At 70.0% G+C, this 15,882-nt stretch carries 14 protein-coding genes; 12 read left to right on the top strand and 2 right to left on the bottom strand.

The genetic code is table 11. The annotated features are described in order from the left end of the window. The first annotated feature begins 34 nt into the window (after positions 1 to 34). Positions 35 to 1,546, top strand: coding sequence for a tRNA (N6-isopentenyl adenosine(37)-C2)-methylthiotransferase MiaB (miaB, locus tag A5659_RS14900; protein WP_197498022.1), 1,512 nt, complete (start codon positions 35 to 37; stop codon positions 1,544 to 1,546). Continuing rightward, entirely contained in the window at positions 1,543 to 2,163 is a 621-nt protein-coding gene (locus tag A5659_RS14895; protein WP_067022077.1) for a hypothetical protein, read from the top strand. Before miaB ends, A5659_RS14895 begins: the two co-directional genes overlap by 4 nt. Before the next feature lie 5 nt (positions 2,164 to 2,168). On the opposite strand, the gene A5659_RS14890 is transcribed toward A5659_RS14895, so the two are convergent. After that, complete coding sequence (locus A5659_RS14890) at positions 2,169 to 3,497, bottom strand: DUF349 domain-containing protein (RefSeq protein ID WP_067182088.1); 1,329 nt, start codon at positions 3,495 to 3,497, stop codon at positions 2,169 to 2,171. 589 nt (positions 3,498 to 4,086) lie between these two features. Here A5659_RS14890 and A5659_RS14885 point away from each other — a divergent pair. The 7 genes from A5659_RS14885 to A5659_RS14855 all read left to right on the top strand — a co-directional run bounded on the left by A5659_RS14885 (position 4,087) and on the right by A5659_RS14855 (position 13,159). Continuing rightward, entirely contained in the window at positions 4,087 to 5,064 is a 978-nt protein-coding gene (locus A5659_RS14885; protein WP_066860762.1) for a DMT family transporter, read from the top strand. A 27-nt stretch (positions 5,065 to 5,091) separates the two neighbouring features. Further along, complete coding sequence (locus tag A5659_RS14880; protein WP_066879745.1) at positions 5,092 to 5,784, top strand: hypothetical protein; 693 nt, start codon at positions 5,092 to 5,094, stop codon at positions 5,782 to 5,784. 5 nt (positions 5,785 to 5,789) lie between these two features. Then, positions 5,790 to 6,734, top strand: a complete 945-nt coding sequence (miaA, locus tag A5659_RS14875) for a tRNA (adenosine(37)-N6)-dimethylallyltransferase MiaA (protein ID WP_066879807.1) — start codon at positions 5,790 to 5,792, stop codon at positions 6,732 to 6,734. Between the two features lie 4 nt (positions 6,735 to 6,738). Beyond that, the gene (gene dapF, locus A5659_RS14870) at positions 6,739 to 7,611 is read left to right on the top strand and encodes a diaminopimelate epimerase (RefSeq protein WP_067139658.1); all 873 of its coding nucleotides are present in this window, start codon (positions 6,739 to 6,741) and stop codon (positions 7,609 to 7,611) included. 46 nt (positions 7,612 to 7,657) lie between these two features. Continuing rightward, on the top strand, positions 7,658 to 9,097 hold the full coding sequence (hflX, locus tag A5659_RS14865) for a GTPase HflX (RefSeq protein ID WP_066879749.1): 1,440 nt from the start codon (positions 7,658 to 7,660) through the stop codon (positions 9,095 to 9,097). 146 nt (positions 9,098 to 9,243) lie between these two features. Continuing rightward, positions 9,244 to 10,404 (top strand): acyl-CoA dehydrogenase family protein, encoded by a 1,161-nt coding sequence (locus A5659_RS14860; RefSeq protein WP_007774924.1) that lies wholly within the window; start codon positions 9,244 to 9,246, stop codon positions 10,402 to 10,404. A 553-nt stretch (positions 10,405 to 10,957) separates the two neighbouring features. Then, the gene (locus A5659_RS14855) at positions 10,958 to 13,159 is read left to right on the top strand and encodes an LGFP repeat-containing protein (RefSeq protein WP_067182084.1); all 2,202 of its coding nucleotides are present in this window, start codon (positions 10,958 to 10,960) and stop codon (positions 13,157 to 13,159) included. A gap of 11 nt (positions 13,160 to 13,170) precedes the next feature. On the opposite strand, the gene lexA is transcribed toward A5659_RS14855, so the two are convergent. After that, entirely contained in the window at positions 13,171 to 13,869 is a 699-nt protein-coding gene (gene lexA / locus A5659_RS14850; protein WP_066860750.1) for a transcriptional repressor LexA, read from the bottom strand. 293 nt (positions 13,870 to 14,162) lie between these two features. Here lexA and A5659_RS14845 point away from each other — a divergent pair, with 293 nt between their 5' ends. From A5659_RS14845 to A5659_RS14835, 3 genes are all read left to right on the top strand, one after another. After that, positions 14,163 to 14,657, top strand: a complete 495-nt coding sequence (locus A5659_RS14845; RefSeq protein ID WP_066860747.1) for a LysM peptidoglycan-binding domain-containing protein — start codon at positions 14,163 to 14,165, stop codon at positions 14,655 to 14,657. Positions 14,658 to 14,754: 97 nt separating this feature from the next. Beyond that, the gene (nrdR, locus tag A5659_RS14840; protein WP_007774910.1) at positions 14,755 to 15,219 is read left to right on the top strand and encodes a transcriptional regulator NrdR; all 465 of its coding nucleotides are present in this window, start codon (positions 14,755 to 14,757) and stop codon (positions 15,217 to 15,219) included. A gap of 168 nt (positions 15,220 to 15,387) precedes the next feature. After that, a complete protein-coding gene (locus A5659_RS14835) occupies positions 15,388 to 15,873 on the top strand; it encodes a peroxynitrite isomerase (RefSeq protein WP_067182079.1) in 486 nt (161 codons plus the stop codon). Positions 15,874 to 15,882: the final 9 nt, after the last annotated feature.

The following is a 15,882-nucleotide window of genomic DNA, read 5'->3' as shown; positions in this document are numbered from 1 at the left end:
CGACCGGCCGCCGTACCATGGCCGGGTGACTTCGATGGTGCGAGAGACCGTGGCGGCGGACGCCGCACCGGCGCGCACCTACCAAGTCCGCACCTACGGCTGCCAGATGAACGTCCACGACTCGGAGCGGTTGGCGGGCCTGCTGGAAGCGGCCGGATACCGACGCGCGGCCGAGGGTGCCGACGCCGACGTCGTCGTGTTCAACACCTGCGCGGTCCGGGAGAACGCCGACAACAAGCTGTACGGCAACCTCAGCCACCTGGCGCCCCGCAAGCGCGGCAATCCCGAGATGCAGATCGCCGTCGGCGGCTGCCTGGCCCAAAAGGACCGCGACGCGCTGCTGCGCAAGGCGCCCTGGGTCGACGTCATCTTCGGCACGCACAACATCGGGTCGCTGCCCACCCTGCTGGAGCGGGCCCGGCACAACCAGGTCGCCCAGGTGGAAATCGCCGAGGCGCTGCAGGAGTTTCCGTCGTCACTGCCCAGCGCTCGCGAATCCGCCTATGCCGCTTGGGTTTCCATCTCGGTCGGGTGCAACAACAGCTGCACGTTCTGCATCGTCCCGTCGCTGCGGGGAAAGGAGGTCGACCGCAGCCCGGACGACATCCTGGCCGAGGTCAGGTCACTGGTGGCCGACGGCGTGCTCGAGGTCACGCTGCTGGGCCAGAACGTCAACGCCTACGGGGTGTCCTTCGCCGACCCGGCGCTGCCGCGGGACCGCGGCGCCTTCGCCCGCCTGCTGCGGGCCTGCGGCGACATCGACGGGCTGGAGCGGGTGCGGTTCACCTCGCCGCACCCGGCCGAATTCACCGACGACGTCATCGAGGCCATGGCGCAGACGCCCAATGTCTGCCCCGCCCTGCACATGCCGCTGCAGTCCGGGTCGGACCGGGTGCTGCGCGCGATGCGGCGCTCGTACCGCGCCGAGCGCTACCTCGGCATCATCGACCGGGTCCGGGTCGCCATGCCGCACGCCGCCATCACCACCGACCTGATCGTCGGGTTCCCCGGTGAGACCGAAGAGGACTTCGCGGCCACACTGGACGTGGTGCGGGCGGCCCGCTTTTCGGCCGCGTTCACCTTCCAGTACTCCAAGCGGCCCGGCACCCCGGCCGCTGAACTCGACGGGCAGATCCCGAAAGCCGTTGTGCAGGAACGCTATGACCGGCTGATCGAGCTGCAGGAGGCGATCTCGCTGGAGGGCAACCAGGCGTTGATCGGTCAGACCGTCGAATTGTTGGTCGCCACCGGCGAAGGGCGCAAGGACAGCCGCACCGCCCGGATGAGCGGGCGGGCCCGCGACGGCCGGCTGGTGCACTTCGCCGTCGACACACCGGGCGACATCAGGCCCGGCGACATCGTCACCACGGCGATCACCGGGGCCGCGCCCCACCACCTCATCGCCGACGCGGGCGTCCTCACCCATCGCCGCACCCGGGCGGGTGATGCCCACGCCGCCGGGCAGCGCCCACGCGGCATCGGCCTTGGCATGCCCGCCCTCGGGCCGCCCGTCGGCCCGGCCGAACCCCTTGGATGTGCACGATGAAAAAAGAGACGAACAACGAAGATTTGCAGCTCGGCGCCCTGCGCACCGAGATCGAGGCCGCCGAACGCCGGGTGGCTCGCGGAATCGACCCGGGCCCGCGGGCCTTCTTCGTGTCGATCCTGGTGTTCGTGCTGCTGGCGTCGTTTGTCTTGCCGCACACCGGCGACGTGCGCGGCTGGGACGTGCTGTTCGGTAGCCACCACGCCGGTGCGGCCGCCGTGGCTTTGCCGTCGCGGGTGTTCGCCTGGCTGGCGCTGGTGTTCGGCGTGGGCTTCTCGATGCTGGCGCTGGTGACGCGGCGCTGGGCGCTGGCCTGGGTCGCGCTGGCCGGCACGGCCATCGCGGGCGCCGCGGGCATGCTGGCGATCTGGTCGCGCCAGACCGTCTCCGCGGGCCACCCGGGGCCGGGCTGGGGTCTGATCGTCGCCTGGCTGACCGTGCTCGTGCTGACCTACCACTGGGCGCGGGTGGTCTGGTCGCGCACCATCGTGCAACTGGCCGCCGAGGAGCAGCGGCGCCGCGTCGCGGCCGCGCAGCAGTCGACCTCGCTGCTGGACGGTCTGGACGAGCCCGCCGCCGGGACCACCGACGACCCCGGAACGACCAAGGGCGCCTGAGGGCGCTAAGGCTTGCGGGTCAGGGCCTCAACGGCCGCCTGCGCCCACTGCCGCCACTGCTCGGCGTTGGCTCGAGCCTCGTCGGCCTCCTTGGTCCGGCCCGCCGCGGCGGCCTTCTGAGCCTGCTGTTCGTACTGCTCGGCGCGGGCCTGGAACTGCTCGGCGCGGGCCTGCGCCTGCGGGTCGGACCAGCCGACGTCGCCGGCGTCGCGCACCTTCTTCTCGACCGCGCGCAGCCGCCGCTCCAACTCGGCGGACCGCTCGCGCGGCACCTTGCCGATCGCATCCCACTTCTCGGTGATCGCGCGCAGCGCCGCGCGGGCGGCGTCGGGGTTGCTGGTGTCGAGCTTCTCCGCCTCGGCCAGCAGCGCCTCTTTGGCGGCCGCGTTGGCCCGGAACTCCGCGTCCTTTTCCGCCGTCACGGCGTTGCGGGCGGTGAAGAACACGTCCTGGGCGGCCTTGAAACGCCGCCACAAGGCGTCGTCGACCTCCCGCGTCGCCCGCCCGGCCGCCTTCCACTCGGTCAGCAGTTTGCGGAATTCCGCGCTGGTCGCGGTCCAGTCGGTCGAGTCGGACAGCTCCTCGGCCCGCTCGCACAGGCGTTCCTTGGCCTGGCGGATCCCCGAGCGCTCCCGGTCCAGCTCGGCGAAGTGCGATCCCCGCCGCCGGTTGAACGCCTCCCGAGCCGCCGAATAGCGCTTCCACAACGCGTCGTCGACCTTGCGGTCCACGCCGGTGATCGTCTTCCACTCGTCGAGGATCGCGCGGAACCGGTCGCCGGTGGCCTTCCACTGCGTCGAGTTGGCGGCCAACTCCTCGGCCTCCGCGGCCAGCGCCTCCTTGCGGGCGGTCTGGGTGGCCCGGTGCTCCTCACGGCGGGAGCGCTCCGCGGCGACCGTCGCCTCGGCGTGCTCGGCGATGGTGGTCAACCGGCCCGCCAGCGCATCGATGTCACCCAGCACGGCCGCCGTCGGCAGCGTCTCGGCCAGCTCGGCCGCGTGCGCCTTGATCTTGCGCGCGTCACCACTTCCCGACGCCAGGCGCTCCTCCATCAGGGTGACCTCGGTGGCCAGGTCATCGAAGCGCCGGCCGAAGTGGGCGAACGCCGCCTCCCGGTCGCCGGCCTGCCAGGAGCCGATGATGCGCTCGCCGGCGCTGCTGATCAGCCACACCGTGCCGTCGTCGTCCACGCGGCCGAACTGGTGCGGATTGCTGGGCGGCGGCATCACCAGCGGGTGCGCGGTGGTGGGTCGCGGTGTCGGCCGGGGGCCGGGACGCGGCCCCGGGCGCGGCACTGGCCGAGCCGAATCGTCGCGAGGCTCGTCAGACGTCATGCGCTCGTCACTACCTTTCGCAACCTTCCGCGCGGTCCGAGTCCCGCGCACCTGCCGCGCGTAGCGGCACCATAGTCCTGCAGCTGCCGGAACCCCCAGGGTTCGCCCAACAGCCGTCTAACGATATTCAAGCAGCTTGCCCTGCCCCACGCCGCCACCTTGGCATTCCTGACCGGACCGGCACCAGCACGGCGCCGGCACCCTGTGGATGCTCCGGCGGCGGTGGCCATCGCCTCCCCGCCGGCCCGCGACCGCGCGCGTAGCAGCCTTGAGGACCGCGGCCGGCGGCGGGCCGGGCCAGCGGGGAGATGTTGTGACACTTGTCCCATCCGGGGCGGCGCGCGGCGGGCGAAAGACGCTGGCAGCGAAAGGCCTTTGCCATCGCGCACAGCTACCTGTGTAGTTCTCTTAGAGTTATCCCACGCGTTGCATAGATTGCTGAAGTAGTAGTTGAACGGTTACCTGCGGCGCAGTTAGCAACGTGTGGAACGTCATAGATTTGTAGTTGAACTGAACGCAAATTGTGCGTGTATTTGCCTGCGCCCCGGGGAAAGCTGGGTCGGACAGTCTAGGGGCGGAGGGGTCGAGAATGTCGAAGGTTGATGTCGCGGCGTTGCTTGCAGTGTGCGCGGCGCTGGCATCCGCGGTCGGCGACGTGATCCGGCAGCGCTCCGCGCACGAGATCACCGACAAGCCGGTCGGCCATCTGGAACTGTTCCGCATGTCATTGCGGGACGCCCGATGGTGGCTGGGCGGCCTGGCCGCGATCGCCAACTACAGCCTGCAGGCCGCCGCCCTGGCCTGGGGTTCGGTGGTGCTGGTGACCGCCCTGCAGGTGACCGCGCTGCTGTTCGCGCTGCCCATCTACGCGCGCCTCGCCCATCACCGGGTGCAACCCCGGGAGTGGATGTGGGCGCTCATCCTGGCGGCCGCGCTGGCGGTCGTCATCATCGTCGGGGATCCGGCGGCCGGCGTGCAGCGGGCGCCGCTGCAGACCTGGATCATCGTCGCCCTGGTGATGGTGCCGCTGCTGGTGGCCTGCGTGGTGACGGCGCGGCTGCGGGCCGGCAGCCCGTTCGCGGCCGTCCTGCTCGCGGTGGTGGCGGGCTCCTCGCTGGCGCTGTTTGCGGTGCTGACCAAGGGCGTCGTCGAGATGTCCGAGCGCGGCCCGGTGGCCGTGCTGACCTCGCCGGAGTTCGTGCCCTGGCTGCTGGTGGCCCTGTGCGGGATGATCTTCCAACAATCGGCGTTCCGCGCCGGCGCGCTGACCGCGTCGTTGCCGACGATGACGGTGGCCAAGCCGGTGGTCGCCGGCCTGCTCGGGGTGCTGGTGCTGGGTGAGACGCTGAATGCCCATGGCCCCAAGGCGTTCGTGCTGGTGGGCGCGGTCGCCGTCGTCATCGGCGCCACGATCGCCCTGGCCCGCGGCGAGGCCGCCAGCATCGATCAGTCCGATTCCCGCGGAGACGGTGCCTCGCGAAAAGTGCCGCCCCGGGCGGCACCGACCGAAGGCGACTTCGGCCCCTTCAGTGACCGTCTGGTGGTGGCCGACACCTCCGGGTGGTGACCTTTGCGGCCACGTTAGTTTGGTGGCGTGCTCAGCGCGATCGCGATCGTCCCGTCGGCGCCGGTCCTGGTGCCCGAACTGGCCGGAGCGGCCGCCTCCGAGGTGGCCGAGCTTCTCGCCGCGACGCTTGCCGCGGCGGCGCTGTTGCCCGACCGCTGGGTGGCGATCGGAACGGGTCCTGACGACGACGAGTTCGGTCCCGACACCGTGGGCACGTTCGCCGGTTTCGGCGTCGACGTGCCCGTCCAGTTGTCTCCGCGGCCCCACGACACCGCGACGCCGGTGCCGCTTCCCGTGTGCGCGTTGCTGGCCGGGTGGGTGCGTGGCCAGGCGCAGCCGCAGGCCAGCGCACGGGTCCGGGTTTACCGCGGCGACCGCGACGCCGCCGCCGCGTGCAAGCTCGGCAACCGCCTGCGCGCGCAGATCGACCGGTCACCCGAGCCGGTCGGGGTGCTGGTGGTGGCCGACGGCGCGAACACACTGACACCGGCCGCCCCCGGCGGGTACGACCCCGACAACGCCGCCGCGCAAGAGGCCCTGGACGACGCGCTGGCCAGCGGCGACGTCACCGCCCTGCGCCAGCTGCCGGACCAGATCCTGGGACGGGTCGCGTTCCAGGTGCTGGCCGGCCTGGCCGGTCCCGGGCCCCGATCGGCCAAGCAGCTGTACCGCGGAGCGCCCTACGGGGTGGGTTATTTCGCCGGCGCCTGGCAGTTGTGACGGCCGTGCGCCCCCTGGCGATCATCGGGCCCACGGGCACCGGCAAGTCGCAGCTGGCCCTCGACTTCGCCGACCGGGTCGAGCGGCTCGGTGTAAGCGCCGAGATCGTCAATGCCGACGCCATGCAGCTCTATCGCGGCATGGACATCGGCACGGCGAAGCTGCCCGTCGAGGCCCGCCGCGGCATCCCACATCACCAGCTCGACGTCCTCGACGTCACCGAGACCGCGACCGTCGCCCGCTATCAGGGCGCCGCGGCGGCCGACGTCGAAGCGATCGCGGCCCGGGGCGCGCTGCCCGTCATCGTGGGCGGCTCGATGCTCTACATCCAGTCGCTGCTCGACGACTGGTCGTTTCCCGCCACCGATCCCGCGGTGCGCGCCCGCTGGGAGCAGCGGCTGGCCGAGGTGGGGGTGGGCGAGCTGCACGCCGAGCTGGCCCGGCGCGATCCCGCCGCGGCCGCGGCGATCCTGCCCACCGATGCCCGGCGCACCGTGCGCGCCCTGGAGGTGGTCGAGCTGACCGGTCAGCCGTTCGCCGCCTCCGCGCCGCGGATCGGCGCGCCGCGGTGGGACACGGCCATCGTCGGGTTGGATTGCGACACAACGATTCTCGACGACCGGCTGGCGCGGCGCACCGACGCGATGTTCGATCAGGGTCTGGTCGGCGAGGTAATCGGACTGCTAGAGCGGGGTTTGCGCGACGGGGTCACCGCGTCGCGTGCGCTGGGCTACGCGCAGGTGCTCGCCGCCCTGGATGCGGGCGGTCCCGCGGGCCCGGATGCGGATCGGCTGCGCGAGGCGCGCGAGCAGACCTTCGTCGGCACCCGCCGCTACGTGCGGCGCCAGCGGTCCTGGTTTCGCCGGGACCACCGGGTGCAGTGGCTCGATGCCGCCGATCGCGCCCCGCTCGTCGACGCCGCCGTGCGGGCCTGGCGCCACGTATCCTGAGCAGGTGAAATTCGCCAAGGGCCACGGCACCCAGAACGACTTCGTCGTGCTGGCGGACCCGCAGGCCCAGCTGAGCCTGACCGCGCAGCGGGTCGAAGCGCTCTGCGACCGCCGCCGCGGGCTGGGCGCCGACGGGGTGCTGCGGGTCACCACCGCCGGTGCGGCGCGCTCGGCCGGCGTGCTCGACCGGGTGCCCGACGGTGTGGACCCTGGCGACTGGTACATGGACTACCGCAACGCCGACGGATCGGTCGCCCAGATGTGCGGCAACGGCGTGCGGGTCTTCGCGCACTACCTGCGCGCCAGCGGCATGGAGTCCCGCGACGAGTTCGTGGTCGGGTCGCTGGCGGGCCCGCGGCCGGTCGTCGTGCACCGCGCCGACGCGACCACCGCCGACATCAGCGTCGACATGGGCAAGGCCAACACCCTGGGCCCAGGGAACGCGGTGGTTGGGGGGCGGCGGTTCTCCGGCCTGGCGGTCGACGTCGGCAACCCGCACCTGGCCTGTGTGGACCCGGATCTGACGCCCGACGCGCTGGCGGCGCTGGACGTGGCCGCGCCGGTCAGCTTCGACGCGACCCAGTTCCCGGACGGGGTGAACGTCGAGATCGTCACCGCACCCGCCGACGGGGCGGTGCACATGCGCGTGCACGAGCGGGGAGTCGGCGAGACGCGCTCCTGCGGCACCGGAACGGTGGCGGCCGCCGTCGCCGCGCTGGCCGGTGCCGGTGCGGCCACCGGCGCCCTGACCGTCCGGGTGCCCGGCGGCGAGGTCGTCGTCACCATCACCGAGGCCACCAGCTTCCTGCGCGGACCGTCCGTGCTGGTGGCCCAAGGAGAACTCAGCGAGGAATGGTGGCGCGAACAGCAGCGTTAAATCGAGTGCACAAAACCTTTTTCGCGTGCATCATCTTGTATTGCCTATGACACATCCCGAATTCCGCGATCACTCTCCGGCCGCACCGGAGCCCAGCACGGGCGAACTCGCCCTCGAAGATCGGTCGGCGCTGCGCCGCGTCGCCGGCCTGTCCACCGAACTCACCGACATCTCCGAGGTCGAATACCGCCAGCTCCGGCTCGAGCGGGTCGTCCTGGTGGGCGTGTGGACCGACGGCACCGCCGCCGACAGCGAGGCCAGTATGGCCGAGCTCGCCGCCCTGGCCGAAACCGCCGGCTCCCAGGTGCTCGAGGGGCTGATCCAGCGCCGCGACAAGCCCGACCCGTCGACCTACATCGGCTCGGGCAAGGCCCAGGAGCTCCGCGAGGTGGTGCTGGCGACCGGCGCCGACACCGTCATCTGCGACGGTGAGCTGTCCCCGGCGCAGCTGACCGCCCTGGAGAAGGCCGTGAAGGTCAAGGTCATCGACCGCACCGCGCTGATCCTCGACATCTTCGCCCAGCACGCCACCAGCCGGGAGGGCAAGGCGCAGGTCACGCTGGCCCAGATGGAATACATGCTGCCGCGGCTGCGCGGCTGGGGTGAATCAATGTCGCGGCAGGCCGGTGGACGCGCCGGCGGCAGCGGGGGAGGCGTGGGCCTGCGCGGTCCCGGTGAAACCAAGATCGAGACCGACCGGCGGCGCATCCGCGAGCGGATGGCCAAGCTGCGCCGCGAGATCAAGGACATGAAGCAGGTTCGCGATACCCAGCGCAGCCGGCGGGTGCACAGCGACCTGCCCGCGATCGCCATCGTCGGCTACACCAACGCCGGCAAGTCGAGCCTGCTCAACGCGCTGACCGGGGCCGGGGTGCTGGTACAGGACGCGTTGTTCGCCACCCTGGAGCCCACCACCCGGCGCTCCGAATTCGAGGACGGCCGGCCGTTCGTGCTCACCGACACCGTCGGATTCGTCCGGCACCTGCCCACCCAACTGGTCGAGGCGTTCCGCTCCACGCTGGAAGAGGTCGTCGACGCCGACCTGCTGGTGCACGTCGTCGACGGCTCCGACGTCAACCCCCTGGCGCAGATCAACGCGGTCCGCCAGGTGGTCTCCGACGTCGTCGCCGACTATGGGACCGACCACGACGGCGGCGCCCCTCAGGAGCTGGTGGTGGTGAACAAGGTCGACGCCGCAAGCGATTTGGCGCTGGCCAAGCTGCGCCACGCCCTGCCCGACGCCATGTTCGTCTCCGCGCGCACCGGCGACGGGATCGACGCGCTGCGCCGCCGGATCGCCGAGCTCGCTGTGCCCGCCGACACCGCCGTGGACGTGGTGATCCCGTACCACCGCGGCGACCTGGTGGCGCGCCTGCACGCCGACGGACGCGTCCAGACCGAGGAGCACAACGCCGAGGGCACCCGGATCAGGGCCCGGGTCCCGACGGCCCTGGCCGGCCGGCTGCGCGAGTTCTCGGCCGACTAGCGGGCGTTTGCCCCACGACCGGGCGATGTGCTGCGCGGCGGCGCCCGAGACCCCCGACGAGGGTGGTAGCTGACCCCGCCAGCCGCCGACCAACCGTCCGGTTGGTATATGTTGGGCTGCAGAATCCCAGTCGCCGGAGGTCTTCCATGAGCAGCGCCATCAAATACCAGCGCACTCTTTTCGAGTCAGAGCACGACCTGTTCCGTGAGTCCTACCGGGGCTTCCTCGAGCGCCACGTCGCGCCCTATCACGACGAGTGGGAGAAGGCGAAGATCGTCGACCGCGGCGTCTGGCTGGAGGCCGGCAAGCAGGGCTTCCTCGGCATGGCGGTGCCCGAGGAGTACGGCGGCGGCGGCAACCCCGACTTCCGGTACAACACGATCATCACCGAGGAGACCACCGCGGGCCGCTACAGCGGCATCGGTTTCGGCCTGCACAACGACATCGTGGCGCCGTACCTGTTGGCGCTGGCCACCGAGGAGCAGAAGCAGCGCTGGCTGCCGAAATTCTGTACCGGAGAGTTGATTACGGCGATCGCGATGACCGAGCCGGGCACCGGCAGCGATCTGCAGGGCATCAAGACCCGCGCAGTCAAGCAGGGCGACCATTACGTGCTCAACGGGTCAAAGACGTTCATCACCAACGGAATCAACTCCGACCTGGTGATCGTGGTCGCGCAGACCGACCCGGAAAAGGGCGCACAGGGCTTCTCGCTGCTCGCCGTCGAGCGCGGCATGGAGGGCTTCGAGCGCGGCCGGCACCTGGACAAGATCGGGCTGGACGCACAGGACACGGCCGAGCTGTCGTTCACCGACGTGCACGTGCCGGCCGAAAACCTGCTGGGCCAGGAGGGTATGGGGTTCATCTACCTGATGCAGAACCTGCCGCAGGAACGGATCTCGATCGCCATCATGGCGGCCGCGGCCATGGAACAGGTGCTGGAGCAGACTCTGCAATACACCAAGGAGCGCAAGGCATTTGGCAAGCCGATCGGCAGCTTCCAGAACAGCCGGTTCGTGCTCGCCGAGCTGGCGACGGAGGCGACCGTGGTCCGCATGATGGTCGACGAGTTCGTGCGCCTGCACCTGGACCACAAGCTGACCGCCGAACAGGCCGCGATGGCCAAGTGGTACTGCACCGAAAAGCAGGTGCACCTGATCGACCGCTGCCTGCAGCTGCACGGCGGTTACGGCTACATGCGTGAATATCCCGTTGCCCGTGCCTATCTGGACGCGCGGGTGCAAACCATCTACGGCGGCACGACCGAGATCATGAAGGAAATCATCGGCCGCAGCCTCGGTGTATAGCGTTTCGTTTGCTGGGTAGCTTCGGCAGCCGCGGTCGAATTTGTCGACCAGCGGTCGGTGCGGGCGTGAATTCGGTGGTGGTTCCCATACCGTCGGCGGATGTGTCTCGGGTACGCCGGGCGCGTCGTCGCGCATAGTCAGGCCCGCGATCGCCCCGCGGGCGACGCCTCCTGCGCCGTGGCGGCCGCGTCCGGCGCAATTCGGCTGTGCGAGTCGGCAGTCCGGCGGCGTTCCTCGAGCGCGCGCTCCGGCCGCTTTTCTGTGCGATATCCGCAACACAGCGCGAACGGTGGCCCGGCGGGTCGCGATTGGGCCATGGGCACGCATCATTTCGACATCGGTGTGGTATCCGTTTTTGTAAAATTCGTGATTTGACTTCGCATTTCTTGTTGGTTGGAGCAAAGTTATGCGAGCCCGGCGGTAAGGCTGATCGTGCGCGGGTCCATTTTCCGCGCAAGCACGGCCCGCTCGCCGGTTATGCAGGTAAGGGCATAGCCGCAGATAGATCCCTATCCGCCGGCTGGGAGGCTTGGTGAAGGTGCAGAGAGGTCACATGCGCAAGCTGATCGGAAGCGCGCTGGTCAGCTTGACGACCACCGCACTGGCCGCCGTGCTGCTGGCCCCCACCGCGGTAGCGAGTCCTATCGGCGACGCCGAAGCCGCGATCATGGCCGCCTGGGACAAGGCCGGCGGCGACACCTCACCATTGGGCGCTCGCAAGGGCGACGTGTACCCCGTCGGGGACGGTTTCGCCCTGGACTTCGACGGCGGCAAGATGTTCTTCACCCCGGCCACCGGAGCCAAGTTCGCCTACGGGCCCGTCCTCGACAAATACGAGCAGCTCGGCGGGCCGGCCGGCAGCGACCTGGGCTTCCCGACCATCAACGAAGTGCCCGGTCTATCCGGCCCCGACAGCCGGGTGATCACCTTCTCGGCCAGCGACAAGCCGGTGATCTTCTGGACACCCGAGCACGGCCCGTTCGTGGTGCGCGGCGCGCTGAACACCGCCTGGGACAAGCTGGGCAGCTCGGGCGGGGTGCTGGGCGTGCCGGTCGGCGACGAGACCTACAGCGGCGAGGTGTCCTCGCAGAAATTCAGCGGCGGCCAGGTCTCGTGGAACCGGCAGACCAAGCAGTTCACCACCGAACCGCCGGCGCTGGCCGATCAGTTGAAGGGTCTGCAGGTGGCGATCGATCCCACCGCGGCGATCAACACGGCGTGGCGCGCGGCGGGCGGACCCAGCGGGCCGTTGGGCGCCAAGCAGGGCGGCCAATATTCCGTCGGCGGTGACGGGATCGCTCAGAACTTCGCCGGCGGAAAGGTGTTCTTCACGCCGGCCACCGGCGCGAACGCCGTCGAGAGCGACATCCTGGCCAAATACGAGTCGCTGGGCGGCCCGGTGGGCAGCGACCTCGGATTCCCCACCACCAACGAAACCGACGGCGGCATAGGCTCTTCCAGCAAGGTCTGCACCTTCTCCGCCGCCGACAAGCCGGTCATCTTCTGGACGTCGGAGCACGGCGCGTTCGTCATCCGCGGCGCGATGAAGGCGGCGTGGGACAAGCTCCGCGCCCCCGCCGGCAAGCTCGGCGCGCCGGTCGGCGACCAAACCGTGAACGGCGACGTGATTTCGCAGCAGTTCACCGGCGGCAAGATCTCATGGAACCGGGCCAAGAACACGTTCAGCACGGAACCGGCCAACCTGGCGCCCCTGCTGTCCGGCCTGCAGGTGTCGGGTCAGAACCAGCCCAGCAATTCGGCCATGCCGGCGCACGCCAAGAAGTTCACCTGGCACTGGTGGTGGCTGATGGCCGCCATTCCGGTGTTGGTGCTGCTCGTACTCCTGGCGTGGGTGCTGTTCGGCTGGCGCCGGCGCCGGCCCGGGCAACCCGACGTTGCGGGCTATGCGCCCGACCGCGGCCGCGACTTCGGCTACGACGCCGACGGCCCGTGGGGGCACGACGATTCCGAGCACGACGCCGAGTCGTTCGCGCCGCTGAGCGCGCCGGCCGAACCGGCGCCGGACGTCGGGCGGGTCAGCTGGCAACGTCAGGCTCCGGCCGAGAGCGATTACGGATTCGAGCAGGACGACCCCGACGCCGTCGACACCGACTCCATCCCCGTCGTCTCCGAGGAGATGCTGTCAGAGGCCGACTATCCCGCGGCCGAGTCCGACTACACCGACTACGCCGACGAAGTCCCCGAGCTCGCCGAGCCCGAGACCGCGGACGACGCGGCCTACGTCGACGCCGAGGACCCCGACGCCGACTATGCGCGCCAGGCCTACCCGGACGACGAGTATCCCGACGTCGTCGTTCCCCGCACCCCACCGGACACCGACGCCGTGACCGGCGCCCTGGAGACCGCCGAGCCCGAGGACGACTACCTCGACGTCGCCACGCCCGAGCCCGACGTCGAGTCGGGGGCCGCCAGCGCCACGGGAGCCGACGCGGCGGACGCCGTGGGCGCCGGTGCGGTCGCCGCGGGGACGCCGGCGCGTAGCGGTCGGCACGCCGCCGCCGACGACGCCGAGGACGGCTCGGAAAACGGTCTGGCGGGCCCGGACGGCCGGCCGACGATCCATCTGCCGCTCGACGACCCGTACCAGGCGCCCGACGGATACCCGATCAAGGCCAGTGCGCGTTACGGGCTGTACTACACGCCGGGCAGCGACCTGTATCAGGACACGCTCGCCGAAATCTGGTTGTCGAGCGAGGAAGTCGCGCTGGCCAACGGCTTCACCCGGGCCGACTGACTCCTCGCGCGTCAGACCTTGCGGATGACCGTGACGACCTTGCCGAGCACGCTCGCGTCGTTGCCGGGGATGGGGTCGAACGCCGGGTTGTGCGGCATCAGCCAGACCTGACCGCCGGCGCGTTTGAACGTCTTGACGGTTGCTTCGCCATCGAGCATCGCCGCGACGATGTCGCCGTTGTCGGCGACGTTCTGCTGACGCACCACCACCCAGTCGCCGTCACAGATCGCGGCGTCGACCATCGAATCGCCGACCACCTTGAGCAGGAAAAGCGTTCCCTCGCCGACCAATTCGCGCGGCAGGGGAAAGACGTCCTCGACGGCCTCCTCGGCCAGGATCGGTCCGCCCGCCGCGATACGCCCGAGCACCGGGACGAACGTGGGTTCGGGCAGGGCATCCGAGCCGGCCACCTCGGTGGCGGGCGCCGCCACCTCGTCGTCGGCCCCGCGGACATCGACCGCTCGCGGACGATTGGGATCGCGCCGCAAGTATCCCTTGCGCTCCAGGGTGCGCAGCTGGTGTGCCACTGATGAGGTCGACGTCAGGCCGACGGCGTCGCCGATCTCGCGGATGCTCGGCGGGTAGCCGCGGCTGGTGACCGACGCGCGGATGACATTCAGAATGGTGCGCTGCCGCTCGGTCAGCGAAGGATCCACGGAGTGCAACCGGCCTTCGGGGCCGGGCGGAGAAATGTCGTTGCTGTCGCCCATGGCACTGAATGTAGCCGCCCGACGAACAAGAATCAAACATGTGTTCGAGTGGCGTGTCGCCCCGGATGGAACGCCGGCGGAGAAGGCCCAAAGTCGGGTGAATCACAAATGTGTAACTCTTCGGGATATCGGGTATCTGGGCCTCGTGACAGTGGTAGAGGCCGACGAACTTGTCGGTGGTGTGATCTAGCGTTTGCTCGTGCGACACGCTTCGCTCAAATGTTCGGGTTTCGAACACACAAGCGATTAGTGTCGAACACACGAGCGAGAGCTAGTTGACCGGAGGAACGAAGATGACAGTCATCCACACGCCTGCGCCGCGTATCAGCAGTCTTCGGCGCCCGATCAACGGACCCGTCCAAGGCGTTCGGTACGGACGTGACGGACTGGCCCGGTCTCGCAGGCCCGCGCCGGCCCGCCCGGCGGGTGCGGCGACGCGCTACTACGGCACCGGGGTGGCGATGTCGGTCGCTCCGCACCGCAGGCGCGCCACCACCTGGGCGTCGACGATCGGGCTGGCAGTGGCCGCCGGAGCGATCACGCTGTGGCTGGGTCTCGTCGCGAACGTCGGCCAGGTGCTCAATGGCGACTCCGCCAACTCCGCGGCCCACGTTCCCGACCGGCTCGCGGTCGTCCGCGTCGACGCGGGGGAGTCGCTGCAGGACTTCGCGCACCGGGTCGCTCCCGACGCGCCGACCACCCAGGTCGCCGACCGTATCCGCGAACTCAACGACCTGCACTCGCCCAACCTGATGGCCGGCCAGACCCTGATCGCTCCGGTCGGCTGACAACCGTTGTGCGAAAACGGCTTCGTAGCCGTGCAGATCGGCGCGCGGGTACGCTCGAAGTCCTGCGGTTGTTTGTCGGCACGGTGAAGGAGCGGTCATGCACTGTCCGTTCTGCCGTCATCCCGACTCCCGGGTGATCGACTCGCGCGAAACCGACGAAGGCCAGGCCATCCGCCGGCGCCGCTCCTGTCCCGAGTGCGGACGACGTTTCACCACGGTGGAGACCGCGGTCCTGGCGGTGGTCAAGCGCAGTGGCGTCACCGAGCCGTTCAGCAGGGAAAAGGTGATCAGCGGCGTCCGCCGCGCCTGCCAGGGCCGCCAGGTCGACGACGACGCGCTGAACCTGCTGGCCCAGCAGGTGGAAGACACCGTGCGCGCCGCGGGTTCCCCGGAGATCCCCAGTCACGAAGTGGGTTTGGCCATCCTCGGGCCGCTGCGCGACCTCGACGAGGTGGCCTACCTGCGGTTCGCCTCGGTATATCGCTCATTCGAGTCCGCAGACGATTTCGAACGCGAGATCCAGGCGCTCCGGGATCACCGCGGAGTGGCCACCCCGGGCTGACAGCGCTCCCCGGGCCGTCCTGGCCCGCATCGTCGCCCGGCTGGGTCTGAATCGCCCGGCTCCTCCCCGGGCCGTCCCGGCCCGCATCGTCGCCCGGCTAGGTCTGAATCGCCCGGCTCCTCCCCGGGCCGTCCCGGCCCGCATCGTCGCCCGGCTAGGCTCAAATTCATGCCCCCTGACTTGCATCCCGACCTCGCGGCGCTGGCCCCGCTCCTTGGGACCTGGTCCGGCCAGGGCGCGGGAAAGTACCCGACGATCCCGCCGTTCGACTACCTCGAGGAAGTCGTGTTCGCCCACGTCGGTAAACCGTTTTTGGCCTACGGGCAGAAAACCAAGGCGGTGGCCGACGGCAAGCCGCTGCACGCCGAAACCGGATATCTCCGGGTGCCCCAACCGGGCCACGTCGAGCTGGTCCTGGCGCATCCCAGCGGCATCACCGAAATCGAGGTGGGCACCTACTCGGTCAGCGGTGACGTCATCGAAATGCAGATGGCCACCACGGCCGTCGGGCTGACCCCCAGCGCCAAAGAGGTGACGGCGCTTGGCCGTTCGTTCCGCATCGACGGCGACGAACTGTCCTACACCGTGCGGATGGGCGCGGTCGGGCAACCACTGCAGGACCACCTCGCCGCGGTGCTGCACCGGCAAGGCTAGACCGCCCGC

The sequence above is a fragment of the Mycobacterium sp. 1165196.3 genome, from assembly GCF_001673415.1.
Classification (GTDB): Bacteria; Actinomycetota; Actinomycetes; order Mycobacteriales; family Mycobacteriaceae; genus Mycobacterium; species Mycobacterium europaeum_A.
This window is presented reverse-complemented; position numbering and strand designations above follow the sequence as displayed.